This window comes from Alcaligenes sp. SMD-FA (assembly GCF_025960365.1).
GTDB lineage: Bacteria > Pseudomonadota > Gammaproteobacteria > Burkholderiales > Burkholderiaceae_B > Alcaligenes > Alcaligenes aquatilis.
Genome location: NZ_CP110108.1, coordinates 830,099 through 850,353, shown reverse-complemented (window position 1 = coordinate 850,353; position 20,255 = coordinate 830,099). Strand labels below are relative to the sequence as shown.

Sequence of the window (20,255 nt, the reverse complement as noted above, 5' to 3'; positions counted from 1 at the left end):
CCTTGCTGGACCGGGAAAATCAGTCTGGGCCCTGTTTTTTCGCACAGCTTTTATGTCGCAAAATTATTCCGAACAGCAGCAAAAACACAACAAAAGAGGCCAGGCCAGCCAGCCCCAGATTTGCACTCAAGCCATAGGCGTCCACAAACTGCCCACCCAGCCAGGAGCCAAGCGCTATGCCGATATTGAAGACAGCCACGTACAACGCAGTGGCGACCTCAACAGCATTGGCTGCAGCCTTCATCATCCAGCTCATCAGCCCAACCGACACCCCGCCATAGGCCAGGCCCCAAAGCAGCAAAATCACACCTCCACCCAGCGGTGAACCACCCACTGTCAAGAAAAGCAAAGCAGTGATGCTTATACCCAACGCTATCGCCATCAAGCTGGCTTCAGTGCGTTGCGCCGCCGAAATCCCGATCAGGAAATTGCCCACAATCCCGGCCACACCATAAGCGAACAACAAGCCCCCTATCCATTCAGAGCCTATGCCCGAAACAGACAGCAAAAGAGGACGCACAAAGGTAAACGCGCTGAAATGCCCCGCAACCAGCATCAAGGTCAGCAGCAAGCCAAACCATAACCGCCGATTGCCAAATTGCTCGACGAACTGACGCCATGTGGTCGAGCACGACACGAACAGAGGAGGAATCACGGCCAGATGGAAGATCAGCACCGAAGCGCTCAGTAGCGCCATGCCGCCAAAGGCCCAGCGCCACCCGAGCAGATCGCCCATCAAGGCGCCTAAGGGCACGCCCAATACAGAAGCCGCGGCGACCCCACCGAAGATGATCGAGGTTGCCAACCCCACAGACTGAGCCGGAACCAGACGAGAGGCCAACCCCCCCGCAATGGCCCAGATCCCTCCCATGCAAAAGCCGACCAGTACACGGGCAGCCAGCATCCAGACAATGCTGGGAGCCAGGGCAGACGCAATATTGGCCACCACCAACAAGGCCAGCAAACCGCACAGGATGCGTCGCCTATCCACGCCACCAGAAACCAACACCACCAGCGGCGCAAACAAAGCGGCCAATAAGGCAGGTAAGGAAATCAACAAACCAGCCGTCCCCGTAGAGGTCTGCAAGCTGTCTGCAATGGGGGTCAACAAACCTACGGGCAACATTTCTGTGGTGACCACTGAAAAGGTGGCCAAGCCAACAGCGCCAACCGCCAACCAGGACTGCCGCTTGCCGGGCTGCCCGGCCATGGATAGAGAAGAGGTATTCATCGCTAAATATTCAAGGAAAGAAGGCTAAACAGCGCAGGAACGAGCCGTTACAGGTTTGCGCAAACGTTGATGGCTGAACAAGGCAAGCAAGACGATCAAGGCAGCGGCATAGAGCGCGACCATAAAACCAGAACTAGCTCCGCCCTGATCCACCATCTGTCCCGAAGCGGCAGCCCCCATGGCCACACCAATATTCAAACCAGCCAGCAACCAGGTCATGCCCTCGGTTAATTGCTGCTCCGGCACCACACGCTCAACCAGCGACATGGCAACAATCATGGTGGGAGCGAAAAACAGACCAGCCAGCAAGACCGCCCCTGCCAACTGAGCCACGCTGGCCACCAGCCATAAAGGCAAGGTCGTGGCAGCGGTAGCCAAACCACCTACTAAAAGCAGACGATGCAAAGGAATATTCAGCTTCAAACCACCAAACACCAGACCCGCCACGCAAGAACCCAAGGCGTAAGCCGATAGCACCAGACTGGCCGCCCCCGGCTGCCCCATCTGCTCGGCAAAAGCCACGCTGACAATATCCACGGTGCCCACGATCACCCCCATGGCGACCATCAACAGGGCCAATAGACGCACACTATTCAGACGCAGAACCGAAGGGCGACTGCCCTGCTCCTGCACTTGAATCGGTGGCTCAGTCCCCTTTTGGAGCAGCAGAGCCAACACACCCGCAATCAGTAATAGCGCAGCAGCCAGCACACCCGCTTGCGGAAACACCAGAACCGCCAAGCCCACCGACAAAGGCGGCCCGGCAATAAAGGTGACTTCATCCAGCACGGTTTCCAACGAATATGCCGTTTGCAAGCGATCCTGGCCGCGATAAATCGCCGTCCAGCGGGCACGTACCATGGCCGACATGCTGGGCATGAAACCGGCCAGCACCGCGCCTGCAAACAAGATCCAATCAGGCGCTTGCCACCAGCTCGCCCCCAACAAGAGCAGCAGGCCCAGCACACTGATGGCTGTTGCCAGCGGCAGGACACGACTTTGCCCACGCTGGTCCACCCAACGGGATACCTGCGGCGACACCAGCGCATAAGTCAGGACAAAAGTGGCGGACACCGCCCCCGCCAAGGCATAGCTGCCCCGCAATTGCGACAGCATGGTGATGATTCCTATCCCTATCATGGGCAACGGAATCCGGGCCAGCAGCCCGGCCAGGGCAAAACCCCGTGTGCCGGGCGCGGCAAAAAGTTCTCGATAAGGCTGAGCCATTACATTCTCCGTGAACGCCCGCTTGCCACGACACGGTGATGCGTCGACAATACATACAAGGCGTATGTTTAAAATGATATATACATACGCCGCGCATGTAAATATACATTCAGTCCGTATGTAAGGAGAAACTATGGCACGCCGTACCCGCGCCGAGATGGAAGAAACCCGCGCCACCCTGCTGGCCACCGCTCGCACCTTCTTTGCAGAGCGTGGTTATGCCGACACATCCATGGACGAATTGACGGCCCAAGCAGGTCTGACACGCGGCGCGCTCTACCATCACTTCGGCGACAAAAAAGGTTTGCTGGCGGCGGTGGTCGATCAGATCGATGCAGAAATGGATGAACGCCTGCAGGCTATTTCAAACAATGCCGAGGATGCCTGGGACGGGTTTGTACGCCGCTGCCATGCCTATCTGGAAATGGCACTGGAGCCCGAAATGCAGCGCATTGTCTTGTGTGATGCCAAAGCCGTACTGGGTGGCGCCTCACCCGAATCACATCAATATTGTGTCGGTTCCATGGAAAGCCTGATTCAGGCACTGATGGATCAAGGCCGGATTGAACAGGCCGATCCCCACGCCCTGGCTTCCCTGATTTACGGCAGTCTGGCTGAAGCCGCATTCTGGATTGCCCAGGGAGAGGATGGCGATGCCCGCTTGGTGAAGGGGCTGGCAGCACTGGATTTGTTGCTGCGCGGCTTGCTGATCAAGTCCTGAACGGGTGATGCTCAAAGCAGCTAGAGTCCCGGCAAAGAGCAGGCCTGGGAGTATCTGCTTCTAGCGACAGGCAGATCAACAAATCGAATTCTGTTTTACGCGACTTCTTGAGCGGCGAGAAATATACGGTCCTGGTTTTTGCGGCGATGATGAGCCGTCCCAAAAGCCGAAACGTCCTGGCAAGCAAGTAAAGGCCACATAAACGCCAGCCATAAAAAAAACCCGCATTGAATGTTGTGCTGACACTGCTTTTACAAGCAGACCAGAAACACTCATGCGGGTTTTTTATCGACCAAACCGGGAAGCCCAAGCTTCCCACTTCACGTCTTACACAGCGACCAAAGAGATCTCTGCAATACGCTTGCGCCACTCGGCCGGGCCAGTGTTGTGCACGGACACGCCTTGCGAATCCACGGCTACGGTCACAGGCATATCCTGAACCTCGAACTCGTAAATGGCTTCCATGCCCAGGTCTTCAAAAGCCACCACTTTCGCATTGCGAATGGCCTTGGATACCAGGTACGCAGAACCACCCACGGCCATCAGGTAAGCCGACTTGTGAGCACGAATGGCTTCAATCGCGGTTGGGCCACGCTCGGCCTTGCCGATCATGGAGATCAGGCCGGTTTTGGCCAGCATCATCTCGGTGAACTTGTCCATGCGAGTGGCGGTGGTTGGGCCTGCTGGACCCACGGCTTCGTCACGCACAGGATCAACCGGGCCCACGTAGTAAATCACGCGGTTGGTGAAGTCCACTGGCAGGGACTCGCCCTTTTCCAGCATGTCCTGAATACGCTTGTGAGCGGCGTCACGGCCCGTCAACATCTTGCCCGACAGCAGCAAGGTCTGACCTGGCGTCCAGGAAGCCACTTCTTCAGGGGTCAGCTCATCCAGATTCACCTGGCGGGACTTGTTGTAGTCCGGTGCCCAGTGAATGTCAGGCCAGGCCGACAGCGGTGGAGGTGCCAGCTCGGCTGGGCCATTGCCATCCAGCGAGAAATGCACGTGGCGGGTTGCCGCACAGTTGGGGATCATGGCCACAGGCTTGGAAGCGGCGTGGGTCGGGAAGGTGTTGATCTTCACATCCAGCACAGTCGTCAAACCACCCAGACCTTGAGCGCCAATACCCAGAGCATTGACCTTCTCGTAAAGCTCGATACGCAGCTCTTCCAGCTTGCTTTGCGGGCCGCGTTGCAGCAGCTCGTACATATCGATGTCTTCCATCAGGGCTTCTTTAGCCATCAGCATGGCTTTTTCGGCTGTGCCGCCAACGCCAATACCCAGCATGCCCGGAGGACACCAGCCAGCGCCCATCGTAGGAACGGTCTTGAGTACCCAATCAACCAGAGAATCGCTGGGGTTGAGCATCACGAACTTGCTCTTGTTTTCTGAACCACCACCCTTGGCTGCCACTTGAATGTCGACCTGATCCCCAGCGATCAGTTCGACATTCACAATACAGGGTGTGTTGTCGCGCGTGTTCTTGCGCGTGAACAAGGGGTCGTTCAGGATGGAGGCCCGCAGCGGATTATCCGGATTCAGATAACCGCGACGTACCCCCTCGTCACAGAGCTCCTGCAAGGAGCGCTTGGTATCAAAGCGCACACCCATGCCCACTTTCAGGAATACGTTCACCACCCCGGTGTCCTGACAGATGGGGCGGTGGCCCTCGGCACACATGCGCGAGTTGGTCAGGATCTGGGCGATGGCATCTTTGGCCGCCGGGTTCTGTTCGCGCTCGTAGGCGCGGGCCAGATGCTCCAGATAGTCGGTGGGATGGTAGTAACTGATGAACTGCACCGCATCAGCGATGGACTGAATCAGATCGTCTTCTTTGATCGTGGTCATGGTGGCGTCTATATAAAAAACGGAATGAACAAGGGGAAACTATTTGCCCTGCCAGACAGGTTCGCGCTTTTCAGCGAAGGCCGTCGCGCCTTCCTTGGCGTCTGCAGAGGTGAAGATGGCAGCGATACGAGGGCGTTGCAGATCAAACAGATCCGACTGACGCCAGTCGCGCGACTGGGAAATAATGCTCTTGGCAGTTTGCACAGCCAAAGGACCATTGGCAGCAATCTGCTCGGCCAGTGCCAGGGCCTGCTCGGTGGCTTTGCCTGGCTCGGCCAGACGGCTGACCAACCCAAGTTCTGCCATACGGGCCGCGGGGTACATCCCGCCGGTCAGCACCATTTCCATGGCCATATGGTAAGGGACGCGGCTTGGCAAACGCACCATGCCGCCCGATCCAGGAACGATGCCGCGTTTCACTTCAGGCAGACCAAAGTTGGCGCTGTCGGCCGCAACAATCAGGTCGCAGGACAAGGCAATTTCAAAACCACCGGCCAGACAGTAGCCTTCCACAGCGGCAATCAATGGCTTGGCAGGCGGGCGCTCGCAAATACCGGCAAAGCCGCGGTCGCCTACATAAGGGCGCTGCCCCGTCTTGGCAAAGGCTTTCAGATCCATACCGGCGCAGAACGTATTGTTAGCGCCGGTCAGCACGCCTACGGCAATGCTGGGGTCGGCATCAAACTCATCCAGAGCCTGAGCCAGCGCCTGCGCCGTTTCCAGGTTGATGGCATTGCGTGCCTCGGGACGGTTCAAGGTAATCAACAACACCTTGCCGATACGTTCAAGCGTGACAAGTTCACTCATGGACCTAGCCTCCTATAGACTGCTGCCCGGGATTGTGTTTCAAGATCGGGTCAGCAAATAAGCCGTATTTGGACAAACGCATATGATACGTCTAAAAACAACTTGACCGCCCGGTACACAGCGGCCTTGCCCATGGCCCGGACGGCCAAAATAGCCCATTGCGGGCGCTTTTCTGCTGCAAGGGCGCAGTTCACGCTAAAATAGAAAAATTTTGCAGCTTCTCGCTTTACTGGCCATTGCTCATGCTCACCTTTCAGCAAATCATACTTACGCTCCAGCAATACTGGGACAAGCACGGATGCGCTCTGCTTCAGCCCTACGACATGGAAGTCGGTGCCGGAACCTCTCATACGGCAACCTTTTTACGGGCTATTGGTCCCGAACCCTGGCGCGCTGCCTATGTACAACCTTCGCGCCGCCCCAAAGACGGGCGCTACGGGGACAACCCCAACCGCCTGCAACACTATTACCAGTTTCAGGTCGTGCTCAAGCCCGCACCTGAAAACATTCTGGATCTGTATATCGGCTCGCTGGAAGCATTGGGCATCAATCCCAAGGCGCACGACATCCGTTTTGTTGAAGACGACTGGGAAAACCCGACACTGGGCGCCTGGGGTCTGGGCTGGGAAGTCTGGCTCAACGGGATGGAAGTCACCCAGTTCACCTACTTCCAGCAAGTAGGCGGCCTGGATTGCACGCCGACCACGGGCGAAATCACCTATGGTCTGGAACGTCTGGCCATGTACTTGCAAGGCGTGGAAAGCGTCTACGATCTGGTCTGGACCGAAGGTCACAACGGCCAGCGCATTTACTACCGCGACGTGTTCCACCAGAACGAAGTCGAGCAATCCACCTACAATTTCGAGCACGCCAGCACCGATGTGCTGTTTGCGCATTTCAACGACTACGAAGCCGAAGCCAAGCGCATCATTGACGTGCCGCTGGCCCTGCCCGCTTACGAGCAAACGCTGAAAGCGGCCCATACCTTCAATATGCTCGATGCACGCGGCGCCATCAGTGTGACTGAGCGCGCTGCCTATATTGGCCGTATCCGCAATCTGTCCCGCGCTGTCGCACAGGCTTACTACGACTCCCGCGAACGCCTAGGTTTCCCCATGCTGAGCAACACATCCTCGGAGGCCAAGTAATGAACGCCTCCACGACACAGCCTTTGCTGATTGAACTGTTCACTGAAGAACTGCCCCCCAAAGCGCTGCAACAGCTAGGTCAGGCCTTTAGTGAAGGTCTGCAAAAAGTATTGGGCGAGCAAGCCCTGCTGGCACCGAACTGTGAAGTGCGTGCCTACGCCACGCCACGCCGCTTGGCTGCCTGGTTCAGCGCTGCTTACCAGCAAGCTGAAGACCAGCCTTACACCGAAAAACTGATGCCCGCCCATATTGGCCTGGATGCCAACGGCGAGATCGCCCCGGCTCTGGCCAAACGCCTGGCTGCCAAAGGTCTGGAACATCTGAAAGCCAGCGACCTGCTGCGCGAATCCGATGGCAAGCAGGATTACCTGTACGCTAGCGGCATAGCCACCGGCGCGGCGCTGAAAGATGGCCTGCAAGAAGCCCTGGAATGGTCCATTACCCACCTGCCCATCCCTAAAGTGATGCGCTACCAGTTGGCCGATGGTGTCAGCAGCGTGCGCTTTGTGCGCCCTGCCCATGGTCTGGTCGCCCTGTGGGGTTCGGACATCGTTCCCGTCAGCGCCCTGGGTCTGCAAGCCGGTCGTCAAACACACGGCCACCGCTTCATGTGCGATGCCCCCTTCGACATCCGTGATGCCGATAGCTGGGCCACCCAAGTCCAGGAACAAGGCTGGGTCGTTCCGTCCTTCGAGACTCGCCGCGAACAGATTCGCACCGACCTGGAAGCTGAAGCCAAACGCCTGAACTCCACCTTGGGCAACGATCCCGAAGTGGAAGCGTTGCTGAACGAAGTCACCGCTCTGGTCGAATACCCCACCGTGTACGTGGGCCAGTTCGACGAGCAATTCCTGCAAGTGCCTTCCGAGTGCCTGATTCTGACCATGCGTCTGAATCAAAAGTATTTCCCACTGTTTGACCCCGCCACCCAAAAACTGACCAATCGCTTTTTGATAGTCAGCAATATGAAGGTGGACGATCCCAGCAACATCATTGAAGGTAACGAGCGCGTGGTTCGCCCCCGTCTGGCGGACGCCCAGTTCTTCTTTGAAACTGATCGCAAACAGACTCTGGCCGAGCGTGTTCCTACACTGGCTGGCAGCGTGTACCACAACAAGCTGGGTTCGCAACTGGACCGTATCGAACGCTTGCAGTCCGTCGCTGGCTACATCGCCAAGCAGTTGGGTGCCAATCAAGAGCACGCCCGTCGTGCCGCGCTTCTGGCCAAGGCGGACTTGAACTCCAATATGGTGGGCGAATTCCCCGAACTGCAAGGTGTGATGGGTGCTTACTACGCCCAAGGCGATGGCGAGCCCGAGGACATCGTGCTGGCGATTCGTGAGCAATACCGTCACCGTCTGGACCAGCCAGTCACAGAAGCCAGCCTGACCCAGGCCATTCTGTTCCTGGCCGAGCGCGCCGAGGTTCTGGTCGGTATCTGGGGCATTGGTCTGGCTCCTACAGGTGAACGCGACCCCTACGCCCTGCGCCGCGCGGCTCTGGGCCTGATCAGCGCCTACGAACAGCTACAAGCCGGTGCCCAGTTGAAGGCCAATAGCCTGAATCTGGATACGCTGCTGAACACCACGGCATCCTTCTTCAAGGACGGTGCCCTGGCTGCTGACACGGTAGACGCGGTTCAAACCTTCATTTACGAACGCTACCGTAACCAGCTCAGCAACGATTACGAGCGCAGCGTGGTGGATGCCGTGCTGGCCCTGCGCCCACCGCTGGAACAGGTTCACGCCCGTATCCAAGCTTGCGCCTCCTTCGCCCAACGCCCTGAAGCCGAGAGTCTGGCTGCCGCCAACAAGCGTGTCAGCAATCTGCTCAAGAAAGCCGAAGGTGAACTGGCCACGCTGGACGACAAACTGCTGGTCGAACCTGCCGAGCGCGAGCTGGCTGCCAAGATTGAGCAATTGCAGCCTGTTGCTCAGGCCCAATTTGAAGCCGGCGAGTTTGACGCGTCCCTGGCCACCCTGGCTCAGGCCCGTGGTGCTGTGGATACCTTCTTCCAGGACGTCATGGTCATGGCAGAAGATCCAGCCGTCCGTGCCAACCGTCTGGCCTTGCTGGCCAAGCTGCACGCACTGATGAACCAGGTTGCTGATCTTTCCAGGCTAGCTAACTAGTGAAACTTGCCATCATTGATCGGGACGGTGTCATCAACCATGACAGCGATGCCTTTATCAAAAGCCCACAAGAGTGGGAAGCCATTCCAGGCAGTCTGGAGGCCTTGGCACGCCTGACCGAAAACGGCTGGAAGGTGGTCATTGCCACCAACCAGTCTGGTCTGGCACGTGGTTTATTTTCCATGACCACGCTAAACGCCATCCATGCCAAGATGCGCCGCGAACTGGCCTTGCTGGGTGGTTTTATCGACGCCATCTTTATTTGCCCGCACGGCCCTGATGATGGCTGCACCTGTCGCAAACCAGCCCCTGGCATGTTTCACGATATCGCACACCGCTATGAAGTAAACCTGAAAACCGTCCCCTCGGTGGGCGATTCCTTGCGCGATCTCCAGGCGGCCAGCCAAGCCGGTTGTGCTCCCTGGTTGGTCCAGACTGGCAAAGGCATGCGTACTCTAGAGAAAGGCGGCTTGCCCGACGGCACGCGCGTCGAGGCCGATCTGGCCGCTGTTGTCGACAAATGGCTCCACGGAAACTGATATGGGCATTATCCGCGCTTCACTCTATCAACTCTTTTTGTTGATTACCGTCATCCCCTATGCCTTTGTCAGCCTGCTGATGGCACCGCTGCCACTGGATATACGCTACCGCGTAACCACCGGCTGGCCGCGTCTGGCGGTCTGGGGTGCCCGCACGATTTTGGGCATACGCTGGCAGACCAAGGGCTGGGAAAACCTGCCCGATGGCAAGGCCATCATCCTGTCTAAGCACCAATCAGCCTGGGAAACATTGTTCTTTCCGTCCTACATGCCGCGACAGGTGTGTTTTGTTTACAAGCGCGAGCTACACAAAGTCCCCTTCTTCGGTTGGGGATTGGCCTTGTTGCGCATGATCCCGATTGATCGCGCCAAAGGCCGGGATGCCTTTGAACAAGTCATCAAGGTCGGGCAGCAGCGCATTGACGAGGGCCGCTGGCCCCTCTTGTTCCCGGAAGGGACTCGCACCGCCCCTGGCACAACAGGCCGCTACAAAATGGGGGGAGCCTTGCTGGCCACCCGTACCGGCACACCGGTCATCCCCGTCGCCCACAATGCGGGCGAATGCTGGCGTCGCAATGCCTTTATCAAGACGCCGGGCTTGGTTACTATCTCTTTTGGGCCTCCCATTGATCCCACCGGGCTGAGCCCTGAAGAAGTCAACCAACGCGTACAGACATGGATTGAAACCGAAATGCGCGTCTTGAACCCGGAACGCTATGACGGTCCCCCCGCAACTGGCTCTGTTTCCTGACACGGCCTTTCCCCACCCGGCGCAGCGGCAAGAAAAGCCGCCCGCTGGTTCTGCTTTGCCGCCCAACCAGGTCTTGACCATCCGGCCTGACACCTTGCCCGAAGGCGTTCAGTGGCAACAAGTCGAACTGGATGGCCACACCATTGGCTATCAACTCAAACGCTCTCGACGTCGCACCCTGGGTCTGACCATTAACGACAGTGGCCTGACCGTTGCCATGCCTTCCTGGGTAAAGCTCAGCCAGGCCGAACAAGTCCTGCACAGCAAAAGCGCCTGGATACTGCGCAAGCTGCGCGAATACCAACAGCGTCGCGAACAATTGGCCTTGCAAAGCCTGCAATGGGTTGATGGCGATACCCTGCCCTTTATGGGCGTACCCATCCGCCTGAGCCTGAACCCACAGATTCAACAAGTTCAGTTTGAAGGCCTGATCAGCCAAGCCCAACACGGCCAGCGCTTGTCCCTGCCCTTACCCGTCGATGCCGAGGCCCAGCGCGTTCAGGAGCTGACCCAAGCCTGGCTGCAAAAACAGGCCCGGCTCTGGTTTGAGCAGCGTCTGGCGCATTATCTGGAATTGTCAGGCCTGAGCGCCAGAAAACTGCGTCTGGCCGCCCCCGCCAAACGCTGGGGATCCTGCAACAGTGACGGCACGATCATGCTGAACTGGCGCCTGATACACTTTCACCCATCCATCATTGATTACGTCGTCGCTCACGAGGTCGCGCATCTGCAAGAGATGAATCACGGCCCACGTTTCTGGGCTTTAGTCGAATCGCTCTACCCTGATTTTGTCAATGCGCGCAATCAGTTACGACAATATGATCCAGTCACCCTGCCCCTGCTTTAGGGCCTGTTGACATTAAAAGGAGCCTCACATGAATATGCAAACACGCGCATGGCAAGACGCGAAGCACAGCCGTAGCGGGACTACGGCGAGCATTCGCAACGCAGGCAGGCGCCCGTTTGCATATTCACCCTTTCGGGCTGGCCGGTATTCAGACAGCATACGTTGTTGCCCATGCCTTGCGTGGAACCACCACGCGGCGGCCTGTGCGCCTAGCCTGCTGCCTGAATACCGGCCGGTGTGGGGCCTCCTTTTAATGTCAACAGGCCCTAAGGCAGGCTGAACTCTAGGAGCTCTACCTTATGCGTATCCTGCACACCATGCTGCGTGTCGGCAATCTGGACCGTTCTTTGGCCTTTTACACCGAAGTACTGGGCATGAAATTGCTGCGCCAGTCCGACTACCCGGACGGCCGCTTCACCCTGGCTTTTGTGGGCTATCAGGACGAGTCCGAAGCCGCCGTACTGGAGCTGACCCACAACTGGGACACCCCTTCCTACGATCTGGGTAATGGCTATGGCCACATCGCCCTGGAAGTGCCTGATGCCTACAAGGCCTGTGAGGACATCAAGGCGCGCGGCGGCAAGGTCGTACGCGAGGCCGGTCCCATGAAGCACGGCACCACCGTGATTGCGTTTGTGGAAGACCCGGACGGCTACAAGATTGAACTGATCCAGGCCAAAGGGCGCGTGGATTAAAAAACAGAACCGGCCGTAGCAGGCCGGTTTTTTTATGGCGCCCCTGGACACTCTACGACTGATGATTGCCTCCCTACGACTGCTTGTACTTACTACGCTCTAGGGCAGCCAGATACTACAGTCATCGTAAGGCCTTCTTCGCTCCACCTGCTGTTCACATTTGAAGACGGCTAATCCCCAGCGATCAAACTAGGTCCAAAACAAGGTTGATCGCTTCCCGATCAGGTGGTTTCAAGTTCAAAATCAGAGCCAAGCGACTCGAATCCTATTTTGCGACTATTTGTGCCAACACCCTTACATAGCGTAGCCGCTAAAACCCGCCTGGATTCTGCGACAATCTAGCTTGGCTTGTCCCTGCCCTGTTTACTGCCAACACTATGCTCAATACTCTTTGGCTGCTTTTCTTCCTGATCGCCGCCGTCAGCGGTTTTTACCAGTGGCTGGTCGGGGGCAATAGCGAAATTTTCGCGCAGATGGTGCGCAGCTTGTTCGATATGGCTGCCCTGTCCGTGCAACTGATGCTGCTGCTTTTTGGCACGCTCACCCTGTGGTTGGGTTTCTTGAAGATTGCCGAGAAAGCCGGGCTGATCGACACCTTGGCTCGCTGGCTGGGACCACTGTTCAGCCGCCTGATGCCTGGCGTGCCTGCAGGTCACCCCGCTTTGGGCTTGATCACCCTGAACTTCGCCGCCAATGGCCTGGGCCTGGACAATGCCGCCACGCCCATAGGTTTGCGGGCCATGAAGTCGCTGCAAACACTGAACCCGCATCCGGACACCGCCACCAACGCTCAGATCCTGTTTCTGGTGCTGAATGCCTCGTCACTGACGCTGATTCCCATCAGCATTTTCATGTACCGGGCTCAACAAGGCGCACCGGACCCCACGATGGTGTTTCTGCCCATTCTGCTGGCCACCACCGCCTCCTCGCTGGCCGGATTGCTTAGCGTGGCCCTGGTGCAGCGCCTGCGTCTGTTTGATCCGGTGCTGATGTTGTGGTTTGGGGTATTTGCGCTGATCCTGGGCTCTTTCATGGCCTTGCTAGCCACACTTAGCGCTGCGGCTATCCAGTCGCTTTCTTCCTTGCTGGGTAACCTGACCCTGCTGTCCATTATCTGGCTGTTTCTGCTTATCGGATGGCGCCGCAAGGTGCCGCTCTATGAAACCTTTGTAGAAGGCGCCAAAGAGGGCTTTGGCGTCGCCAAGGACCTACTGCCTTATCTGGTTGCCATGTTGTGTGCAGTAGGCGTGCTGCGTAGCTCTGGCGCCCTGGATATCGTGCTGGACATGATCCGCTGGCTGGTCAACCTGATCGGGCTGGATACACGCTTTATTGATGCCCTGCCTACCGCCTTGGTCAAACCCTTCTCGGCCGGTGCCGCTCGTGCCTTGCTGATCGAAACCATGCAGCATAACGGTGTAGACAGCTTTCCCGCACTACTGGGCGCAACGGTGCAAGGCAGTACCGAAACCACGTTCTATGTGCTGGCCGTGTATTTTGGTGCGGTAGGCATACAACGTGCTCGCCACGCCGTTTCCTGCGCCTTGATTGCCGATCTGGCCGGCGTACTGGCCGCCATCGCCGTTTGTTATTGGTTCTTCGGCTAGGAGCCAAGGCTCAGCGTGAGAGTCAGAAGCATCGCCCCAGCAGACTCAGCCAAGAAGGATTGATTATCGCAGTAAGGTGTGGCCTTAACAGGGCCCACCATGAAAAACACCCCAAAACAGGATCAAGGTCCAATTTTTGGGGTGTCATTCATTAGGGAGTGTTGTGCATCTGGCGGCTTATAGAACGCCCTTATCCATCAGGTGATCGGCCAGCGCAATGTACTTTTCCAAGGACAAATCAGCAGGACGACTGGTCGGCGCAATTTCCAAGGCCTCCCAATCAATATGGGGTGTCCAGTCACCCAGACCACCGCGCAACATCTTGCGCTTTTGCGCGAACGCACGGGCCACAACCTGGCTGAACACCTTTGCATCACGGGCCTGGGCACGGTCAGCGGGCAAAGGCACCATGCGCACCACGGCGGACACCACTCGCGGCGGTGGGTTGAAAGCCTCGGGCGGCACTTCAAAGAGCTTGGTCATGCGATAGCGTGCCTGCAACATCACCGACAATCGGCTGTAATCCGAAGAGCCGGGTTTGGCGACCATGCGGTCGATCACTTCCCGTTGCAGCATGAAATGCTGGTCCAGCACGGCATCGGCATAGTCCAGCAAATGAAACAGCAAAGGACTGGAAATGTTGTAAGGCAGGTTGCCCACAATACGCAGATTCGGGCCCAAGGCACCGAAATCCACGCTCAAGGCATCAGCCTCAATGATTTCCAGCTTGTTGGGCGAATAATGATGACGCAGGCGAGCCGCCAGATCACGATCAATCTCGACCACGCGCAAGCGCTCCAGCGCCTGCGTCAATGGTCGGGTCAGCGCCGACAGGCCCGGACCAATTTCCACCATATTATCGACAGGCCGAGGGCCAATCGCACGGATGATCTGGTCGATGATGGCCTCATCTTCCAGAAAGTTCTGTCCAAAGCGCTTGCGCGCCTGATGCTGGGCCATACCTGTCCTTAGCGACGGCGGGTGCTGGACTCGGGGTCCAAACGGTTATCAATGTAAGCACGGCCACGCAAGCTGTTCAGCCAGTCCTCAAAAGCAGGCTCGGCGCGCTGCTGGAACAGGGCCTGACGAGCCTGCATACGCTTGTACTCGTTTTCCATATTGCGGGTACGGCGCTCGATAACCTGGATCAAGTGCCAGCCAAACTGGGACTCGACCACGGCGGTATCGTTGCCAGGTTGCAACTTGTCCATGGCTTGCTCGAACGGAGGTACTGTCTCACCGGGCGAGAGCCAACCCAAATCACCACCTTGTGGCGCACTGCTGTCTTCCGAGTAACGCTTGGCCAGATCCTGGAAGGACTCACCGTTGCGTAAACGCACTTGCAATTGCTCAATACGTTGACGGGCCTGCTCGGAGGTCATGACCTTGGAGAGCTTGACCAGAATGTGGCGAGCATGCGTCTGAGTCACCATCATGGGCCCCGATTGGGCCGATGTCGCACTGGCCACAGGCGAGGTATTGCTTGGCGCAGCGCCGCCACGCTCCAGCACCTTCAGAATGTGAAAACCTTGACCACTGCGGATCAGGTTGGAAATCTGGCCGGGAGCCAGGTTATGAACAGCTTGTGCGAACAAATCAGGCCAGTCGGACAGTGAACGGCTTCCCATCACACCGCCATTCAGGGCTTCCTGACCGTCCGAGTTGGACGCAGCCAAACCCGCAAAGTCTGCCCCCGAACGAGCTTGGGCCAACAGACCTTCAGCTTTGGTACGCAAACGGGCTTCTTCACTCGCGTTGGCGCCTTCAGGCACCCGCACAAGAATCTGCGCCAGGGCAACGGGCGCATTCTGGCTTTGTGCAGCGGACTGCCCCAAATTACCCAAACCCGCACCACCTTGAGAGCGCAGATAAATATCGATATCGGCATCCGTAATATTGATGCTGCTGTCGACCGCACGCATACGCAACTGATCCAGCAGAATTTCCTGCTTCAGATTGGCACGATACTGTTCCCAAGTAATGCCATTTTTTTCAATCTCGGCACGCAACTGGGCTTCAGTCATATTGTTGCGCGAGGAAATCATGCGTATGCCTTCATCCACCTGCTGAGGGCCGACAGAAATGCCCATGGCACGCGCTTCCTGCTGCTCCAGACGCTCGTTGATCAGACGTTGTAAAACCTGTTTACGCAAAACGTCTTGCTCAGGAGTCGGAATTTTTTGGCGTTTGAGCTGTTCCAGCACTTGAGCCGCTTCCAGATCAACTTGACGCAAGGTAATAACCTCGTCATTGACCACGGCAGCAATGCCGTCCACAAACTGGGAGGCGGCAGCCGGTGCTGCCTTGTTTGCAGCGGGCTTGGATTGCGCCTGAGCCATGTGAGCCGTACCCAGCCCCATGACGGCCATCAAAGCCAATGACAGGCTGCGGTTTTTCAAGCTGAAACGCATATTATTCATACCTCTCATGAATCATTTTTTCCTGTACGGGGTCCGAGATGGGTTCATAGCCGATCACGCGATCACGCAACATTTTGATAGGGTCGTTGCCAATGCCGCCCAAACCGGACAGCTCCAGCTGGAAGAACATGGCTTTATTGGTTTCCCTGGCCGAAACCGCATAGCGTTGCAGAACCACTCGCGCCGCCCAGCAGCAATCACCTTTGTACTCCAAGCCCAACACCGTCTGTGTACCACGGCTTTCCTGAATGGAGTAATCGTAACGCCCCACCGCATACAGCTTGTTGCTCAAGGGCCATTGGCCCGTCATGGAGACGTATTCCTTGCCACGATGATCTTCCTCGGTAGGCGTAAAAAAAGGATCCACAACCTGACGCGGGTCACGTTCATAACGATAGTTCACACCCAGTGTGGCCAGACGTTTGGGACGCCAACGAATACCGGAAGCCAGGCGGTTGCGGCGTTTTTCGTCAGGGTTAAATTGTGCATCGAAATTGACCGAGAACGTATTGGTCAAGGCGGCACTGGCACCAACCAGGTAGTCCGAACGGGTGCTGGTACGCGCCTTTTCATCGCCCAAGGTGACAGTTTGCTTATCAAAATACAAACGCTGAGCAGCCTGCAGAACCAGACGCTCGTAGCCGGTGTCGGCATCCAACCAACGGGAAGTCAAACCCACCGTCACCTGGTTCGCATTGGAAATACGGTCCCAACCACCCGAGAAGATGTTTTCGCTAAAGGCCTGGGCAAAGTTGAAACTGGCCAGACTGGTGTCGTACAAGGGCAGCGTAGACTGGTCGCGATAAGGCACATATAAATAGTACACACGCGGCTCTAGGGTCTGGATGGAGTCATTGCCAAACAAGGTGGTGTCGCGCTCGAAAGTCATGCCCGAATCCAGAGACAGAATGGGCAGCACGCGACTTTGCGTACGGGAGCGGTCTGCGAACCTGGCCATATTGGGGTCACCCACATACCAGTCCGTCTGGTATTGACTCATGTGCAAGCCCGCTTTCGGCGTGATATACCAGCCTGGGCGAACGACAGGGTAAGCCACCGTCGTATAGGACGAGAAACGCGTACCATCTGGAGCCAGACGGGTGCTGCGCATATTGTCGAACTCGCTCAGGTTACCGCTGTAAAACGGCAAGCGGAAACGGGTTGCGTAGTTATCGCTGACCACATCAAAGCCACCCCAGTTATAACGGGATGCTCCCAAATACCATTCAGGCAATTTGTCGTATTGTGGTTGGCGGTAACCGGTACTGGAGTCCTGTAAGGTCTGATAACGTGTCGCACTGACGTGGGAGCGGAAATATTTGGAACCGCCCCACCCCAGCGTCACTGTGCTGGCCAGATCCTGAATAGTCGAATCATTCAGGCCAAAACTGCTGAAGTCACGAAAGTAATCGTCATCCGACACCCGGCGAATATCGGCATTCAGATAAAAGCTGGCGGGCAGGCTCTGGCGATACTGCCCCATGAACAGCCAACGTTTGTAGCCCAGCTCGTTGTCATCAGGCAGGTAGTTACCCGTCAGCTCTCCGGAGAAGCTGTCACCCAGGTAACGGAATTCACCGCCCAGCATGGCACCGCGCTTGCTCATGAGGCGCGGCGTCAGGGTAGCATCGTAATTCGGCGCCAGATTCAAATAATACGGCACGCTCAGGTCCAAACCACCGCGCGTAGTCATGCCGTAAGTAGGCAACAGAAAACCCGACTTGCGCTCTTTACGCAACGGGAAGGTCAAGTAGGGGGAGTACAACAGGGGGACACCCTTGAAATACAGGACGCCATTACGCGCCACCCCTTCATTTTCCTTGGAATACAGGTCTACTTTGGACGACTGGATATACCAGGACGGCTCAGGACATGGGCAACCCGAATAATTCACGTCAGACAAACGCATATGATTAGAGCTGAGAATGTCAGCCTGCGTCGCCGTTCCCCTGCCACCCGTTGCACCCAGCCAGAACTCCGGCGATGACATGCGCCCGGTATCGGCATCCAGGTTGTAATCAAATTCCTGGCTGCGCACCAAAGCGCCGTCACGCATGATCAAGCCATTGCCACGGACTTGCACCTGGCCGGTTTTTTCCTGATAGTCGATCCGATCACCTTTGACCACAGAGTCAATGCGCCGAACCTGAGCACCGCCTTCCAGACGCAACGTACCGTCCTGTAGCGTTTTCATCTGATCGCCTATTAAATAGACGGCCATGTCCTCTTCCTGGAGTTTGCGCACTTGCAAACCGGGGGACGTCTTTAAAGACGGACGCACGGACGACTCAGCCTGGGCGACCCCCATGCCTGTCATCATCAACACGATATACCACGCCGCAACTCGCACTAAGACTGCGCCTCCAGTTGTGTCCTGCCATTTGTTCGCACCAGATGAAAAACCCTGGCGACCCGGTATTATAGTTAAGCCTGCCGTTTAGCGGCACTGCTAAACACTAATCCGTTACGATCTTCTGCTTCCTTTATTTATGTCTGCTTCTATTTCTGCCGCTACCGACCCTCGTTTGCAGCAAGCAATCTCTTGGCTGAACACCCTGAAATCCCGCTTTGGGCTGGATATCGACAGCCTGCAAATGGCCTCCAGCGACGCCAGCTTTCGCCGTTACTTTCGCCTTCAGGCCCAGGACCGCAGCGTCGTTTTGATGGATGCCCCCCCCGCCACTGAAGACTGCAAACCCTTTATACACGTTACCGAACTGCTGGCACCTACTGGTATTCATGTGCCCGAGATCCTGGCGGCTGATACCGAGCAAGGTTTCTTGCTATTGAGCGACCTGGGCCAGGACAATTTCCAGACCGCCCTGAAAAACCCCTTGCCACAAAGCGAGCTGGACAAACTGTACCGCAGTACGCTGCTGACCCTGGTGAAATTGCAACAAGCGGACACCACGGGCTTGCCTGAGTACAACGAACAGCGCCTGCTGGAAGAGCTGCAAGTATTCCCCGAATGGTACATACAGAAGCACCGCCAGTTTGAACTGAATGAAAAAGATCAGGCCATGTTACGCAAGACCTTTGCCGAACTGGTTCAGGGCAATGTGCAAAGCGCTACTGTACTCGTGCACCGGGATTTCCACAGCCCTAATTTGATGATGCCCCTGCCCGGACAGACAGAGCCTGGCGTCATTGACTATCAGGATGCCTTGGCCGGCCCCATCACTTATGACATTGCCTCTTTAGTCATGGACGCGCGCGTAACCTGGACGGAGGAGCAGCAACTGGACTGGGCAATTCGCTATTGGCAAGCCGCCATGGAGGCCGGTCTGGATGTCCCCGCCGACTTCGCCGTCTTCCACCAGCAATACGAATGGATGGGCCTGCAACGCAATCTGCGTATTCTGGGTGTCTTTGCCCGCCTTTCTCTGCGTGACGGCAAACACCATTACCTGGATCACATGCCCCGCCTGCTCGGGTATGTACACCAAGTGGCCAGCCGCTACGAAAGCTTCAACGGTTTGCTGCGCCTCTTGAACCGTCTGGAAGGCCGCCAAACTGTTTTAGGCATGACGGTCTGATGCGCGCCATGATTCTGGCGGCGGGTCGAGGCGAGCGCATGCGTCCCTTAACCGACACCTGCCCCAAACCTCTGATTCCGGCCGGCGGCCAGCCACTGATCGTCTGGCATTTGCGTGCGCTGGCCAAAGCGGGCTTTCGTGACGTCATCATCAACCACGCCTGGTTGGGCGAGCAGATTGAATCCACCCTGGGGGACGGCAGCCAATGGGGGCTGCGCCTGAGTTACTCACCAGAAGAAACCGCCCTGGAAACGGCCGGTGGCATTGCCAGGGCACTGGATTTTTTCCAAGACCAGCCTTTCTTGTTAATGAATGGCGATATCTGGTGTGATTGGGATCCGGCACAGGCCTTTGCCATGGCCGAGCGCCTGCAAGCAGGCCCGGAGCAGGCCTGGTTGATCCTGACCTCCAACCCACCCCACCACCCCGAAGGCGACTTTGGCATGCAGGAAGGACAATTGCATCTATGCGCCAAAACCTGTGTGGGAGCCCGTAGCGCCACCTTGAGCGGCATAGGAGTCTACAAGCCCGGACTCTTTGCGCACCTGCCTAAAGATCAGCCTGCCAAAGCCGCTCCTTTGTTACACGCCGCCATTGATCGCCATCAAGTACTAGGCAGCCTGCATCCAGGTTTCTGGATGGATGTGGGCACCCCCGAACGATTAAACCAGCTAAACCAACACTTGGAATCGTTAGCACCCTCACAGTAAACTGATCATTCGCAGTCTGGTTGGCAGACGTTTCCA

At 57.0% G+C, this 20,255-nt stretch carries 17 protein-coding genes; 10 read left to right on the top strand and 7 right to left on the bottom strand.

Annotated features, from left to right (window positions below):
• Nucleotides 1-19: 19 nt before the first annotated feature.
• Both OKX01_RS03880 and OKX01_RS03875 read right to left on the bottom strand, forming a co-directional pair.
• Nucleotides 20-1,231 carry an MFS transporter gene (locus OKX01_RS03880; RefSeq protein ID WP_230019076.1) on the bottom strand — a complete coding sequence of 404 codons (1,212 nt, stop codon included), beginning with the start codon at nt 1,229-1,231 and terminating at the stop codon, nt 20-22.
• Between the two features lie 24 nt (nt 1,232-1,255).
• Nucleotides 1,256-2,458, bottom strand: a complete 1,203-nt coding sequence (locus OKX01_RS03875) for an MFS transporter (RefSeq protein ID WP_264672467.1) — start codon at nt 2,456-2,458, stop codon at nt 1,256-1,258.
• 133 nt (nt 2,459-2,591) lie between these two features.
• On the opposite strand from OKX01_RS03875, the gene OKX01_RS03870 reads away from it, so the two are divergent.
• Complete coding sequence (locus tag OKX01_RS03870; protein WP_264672466.1) at nt 2,592-3,179, top strand: TetR/AcrR family transcriptional regulator; 588 nt, start codon at nt 2,592-2,594, stop codon at nt 3,177-3,179.
• A 327-nt stretch (nt 3,180-3,506) separates the two neighbouring features.
• Here the strand turns inward: OKX01_RS03870 and OKX01_RS03865 are convergent, their stop codons facing one another.
• Both OKX01_RS03865 and OKX01_RS03860 read right to left on the bottom strand, forming a co-directional pair.
• The gene (locus OKX01_RS03865; RefSeq protein WP_042483647.1) at nt 3,507-5,027 is read right to left on the bottom strand and encodes a fumarate hydratase; all 1,521 of its coding nucleotides are present in this window, start codon (nt 5,025-5,027) and stop codon (nt 3,507-3,509) included.
• A 39-nt stretch (nt 5,028-5,066) separates the two neighbouring features.
• Nucleotides 5,067-5,834, bottom strand: coding sequence for a crotonase/enoyl-CoA hydratase family protein (locus tag OKX01_RS03860; protein WP_094195784.1), 768 nt, complete (start codon nt 5,832-5,834; stop codon nt 5,067-5,069).
• A gap of 242 nt (nt 5,835-6,076) precedes the next feature.
• On the opposite strand from OKX01_RS03860, the gene glyQ reads away from it, so the two are divergent.
• The 7 genes from glyQ to OKX01_RS03825 all read left to right on the top strand — a co-directional run bounded on the left by glyQ (nt 6,077) and on the right by OKX01_RS03825 (nt 13,553).
• On the top strand, nt 6,077-6,982 hold the full coding sequence (glyQ, locus tag OKX01_RS03855; RefSeq protein ID WP_094195782.1) for a glycine--tRNA ligase subunit alpha: 906 nt from the start codon (nt 6,077-6,079) through the stop codon (nt 6,980-6,982).
• On the top strand, nt 6,982-9,114 hold the full coding sequence (glyS, locus tag OKX01_RS03850) for a glycine--tRNA ligase subunit beta (RefSeq protein WP_094195781.1): 2,133 nt from the start codon (nt 6,982-6,984) through the stop codon (nt 9,112-9,114). The genes glyQ and glyS overlap by 1 nt, the downstream gene beginning before the upstream one ends.
• Nucleotides 9,114-9,653 (top strand): D-glycero-beta-D-manno-heptose 1,7-bisphosphate 7-phosphatase, encoded by a 540-nt coding sequence (gene gmhB / locus OKX01_RS03845; protein ID WP_094195780.1) that lies wholly within the window; start codon nt 9,114-9,116, stop codon nt 9,651-9,653. The genes glyS and gmhB overlap by 1 nt, the downstream gene beginning before the upstream one ends.
• Nucleotide 9,654: 1 nt before the next feature.
• A complete protein-coding gene (locus tag OKX01_RS03840) occupies nt 9,655-10,404 on the top strand; it encodes a lysophospholipid acyltransferase family protein (RefSeq protein WP_094195779.1) in 750 nt (249 codons plus the stop codon).
• A complete protein-coding gene (locus OKX01_RS03835; RefSeq protein WP_125277026.1) occupies nt 10,370-11,251 on the top strand; it encodes a M48 family metallopeptidase in 882 nt (293 codons plus the stop codon). The genes OKX01_RS03840 and OKX01_RS03835 overlap by 35 nt, the downstream gene beginning before the upstream one ends.
• Before the next feature lie 299 nt (nt 11,252-11,550).
• The gene (gene gloA / locus OKX01_RS03830; protein WP_003803488.1) at nt 11,551-11,946 is read left to right on the top strand and encodes a lactoylglutathione lyase; all 396 of its coding nucleotides are present in this window, start codon (nt 11,551-11,553) and stop codon (nt 11,944-11,946) included.
• Nucleotides 11,947-12,323: 377 nt separating this feature from the next.
• Complete coding sequence (locus tag OKX01_RS03825; RefSeq protein ID WP_264672465.1) at nt 12,324-13,553, top strand: nucleoside recognition domain-containing protein; 1,230 nt, start codon at nt 12,324-12,326, stop codon at nt 13,551-13,553.
• Nucleotides 13,554-13,730: 177 nt separating this feature from the next.
• Here OKX01_RS03825 and rsmA read toward each other — a convergent pair whose 3' ends face one another.
• Genes rsmA through OKX01_RS03810 form a run of 3 tightly spaced genes read right to left on the bottom strand, consistent with a single transcriptional unit; the run spans nt 13,731 to nt 18,323 of the window.
• Nucleotides 13,731-14,513 (bottom strand): 16S rRNA (adenine(1518)-N(6)/adenine(1519)-N(6))-dimethyltransferase RsmA, encoded by a 783-nt coding sequence (gene rsmA / locus OKX01_RS03820; RefSeq protein WP_094195776.1) that lies wholly within the window; start codon nt 14,511-14,513, stop codon nt 13,731-13,733.
• 8 nt (nt 14,514-14,521) lie between these two features.
• Nucleotides 14,522-15,973, bottom strand: a complete 1,452-nt coding sequence (locus OKX01_RS03815; protein ID WP_413544469.1) for a peptidylprolyl isomerase — start codon at nt 15,971-15,973, stop codon at nt 14,522-14,524.
• Nucleotides 15,966-18,323 carry an LPS-assembly protein LptD gene (locus OKX01_RS03810; protein WP_319802196.1) on the bottom strand — a complete coding sequence of 786 codons (2,358 nt, stop codon included), beginning with the start codon at nt 18,321-18,323 and terminating at the stop codon, nt 15,966-15,968. The genes OKX01_RS03815 and OKX01_RS03810 overlap by 8 nt, the downstream gene beginning before the upstream one ends.
• A 139-nt stretch (nt 18,324-18,462) precedes the next feature.
• Here OKX01_RS03810 and OKX01_RS03805 point away from each other — a divergent pair, with 139 nt between their 5' ends.
• Entirely contained in the window at nt 18,463-19,509 is a 1,047-nt protein-coding gene (locus OKX01_RS03805) for an aminoglycoside phosphotransferase family protein (protein WP_108728024.1), read from the top strand.
• On the top strand, nt 19,509-20,219 hold the full coding sequence (gene murU / locus OKX01_RS03800; protein ID WP_264672463.1) for an N-acetylmuramate alpha-1-phosphate uridylyltransferase MurU: 711 nt from the start codon (nt 19,509-19,511) through the stop codon (nt 20,217-20,219). The genes OKX01_RS03805 and murU overlap by 1 nt, the downstream gene beginning before the upstream one ends.
• Nucleotides 20,220-20,255 lie beyond the last annotated feature (36 nt).

What these genes read in the sequence shown, in the direction of transcription:
- OKX01_RS03880 (WP_230019076.1), bottom strand. Translation starts at nt 1,231, where the DNA reads ATGAATACCTCTTCTCTATCCATGGCCGGGCAGCCCGGCAAGCGGCAG.
- OKX01_RS03875 (WP_264672467.1), bottom strand. Translation starts at nt 2,458, where the DNA reads ATGGCTCAGCCTTATCGAGAACTTTTTGCCGCGCCCGGCACACGGGGT.
- OKX01_RS03870 (WP_264672466.1), top strand. Translation starts at nt 2,592, where the DNA reads ATGGCACGCCGTACCCGCGCCGAGATGGAAGAAACCCGCGCCACCCTG.
- OKX01_RS03865 (WP_042483647.1), bottom strand. Translation starts at nt 5,027, where the DNA reads ATGACCACGATCAAAGAAGACGATCTGATTCAGTCCATCGCTGATGCG.
- OKX01_RS03860 (WP_094195784.1), bottom strand. Translation starts at nt 5,834, where the DNA reads ATGAGTGAACTTGTCACGCTTGAACGTATCGGCAAGGTGTTGTTGATT.
- glyQ (WP_094195782.1), top strand. Translation starts at nt 6,077, where the DNA reads ATGCTCACCTTTCAGCAAATCATACTTACGCTCCAGCAATACTGGGAC.
- glyS (WP_094195781.1), top strand. Translation starts at nt 6,982, where the DNA reads ATGAACGCCTCCACGACACAGCCTTTGCTGATTGAACTGTTCACTGAA.
- OKX01_RS03840 (WP_094195779.1), top strand. Translation starts at nt 9,655, where the DNA reads ATGGGCATTATCCGCGCTTCACTCTATCAACTCTTTTTGTTGATTACC.
- OKX01_RS03835 (WP_125277026.1), top strand. Translation starts at nt 10,370, where the DNA reads ATGACGGTCCCCCCGCAACTGGCTCTGTTTCCTGACACGGCCTTTCCC.
- gloA (WP_003803488.1), top strand. Translation starts at nt 11,551, where the DNA reads ATGCGTATCCTGCACACCATGCTGCGTGTCGGCAATCTGGACCGTTCT.
- OKX01_RS03825 (WP_264672465.1), top strand. Translation starts at nt 12,324, where the DNA reads ATGCTCAATACTCTTTGGCTGCTTTTCTTCCTGATCGCCGCCGTCAGC.
- rsmA (WP_094195776.1), bottom strand. Translation starts at nt 14,513, where the DNA reads ATGGCCCAGCATCAGGCGCGCAAGCGCTTTGGACAGAACTTTCTGGAA.
- OKX01_RS03815 (WP_413544469.1), bottom strand. Translation starts at nt 15,973, where the DNA reads ATGAATAATATGCGTTTCAGCTTGAAAAACCGCAGCCTGTCATTGGCT.
- OKX01_RS03805 (WP_108728024.1), top strand. Translation starts at nt 18,463, where the DNA reads ATGTCTGCTTCTATTTCTGCCGCTACCGACCCTCGTTTGCAGCAAGCA.
- murU (WP_264672463.1), top strand. Translation starts at nt 19,509, where the DNA reads ATGCGCGCCATGATTCTGGCGGCGGGTCGAGGCGAGCGCATGCGTCCC.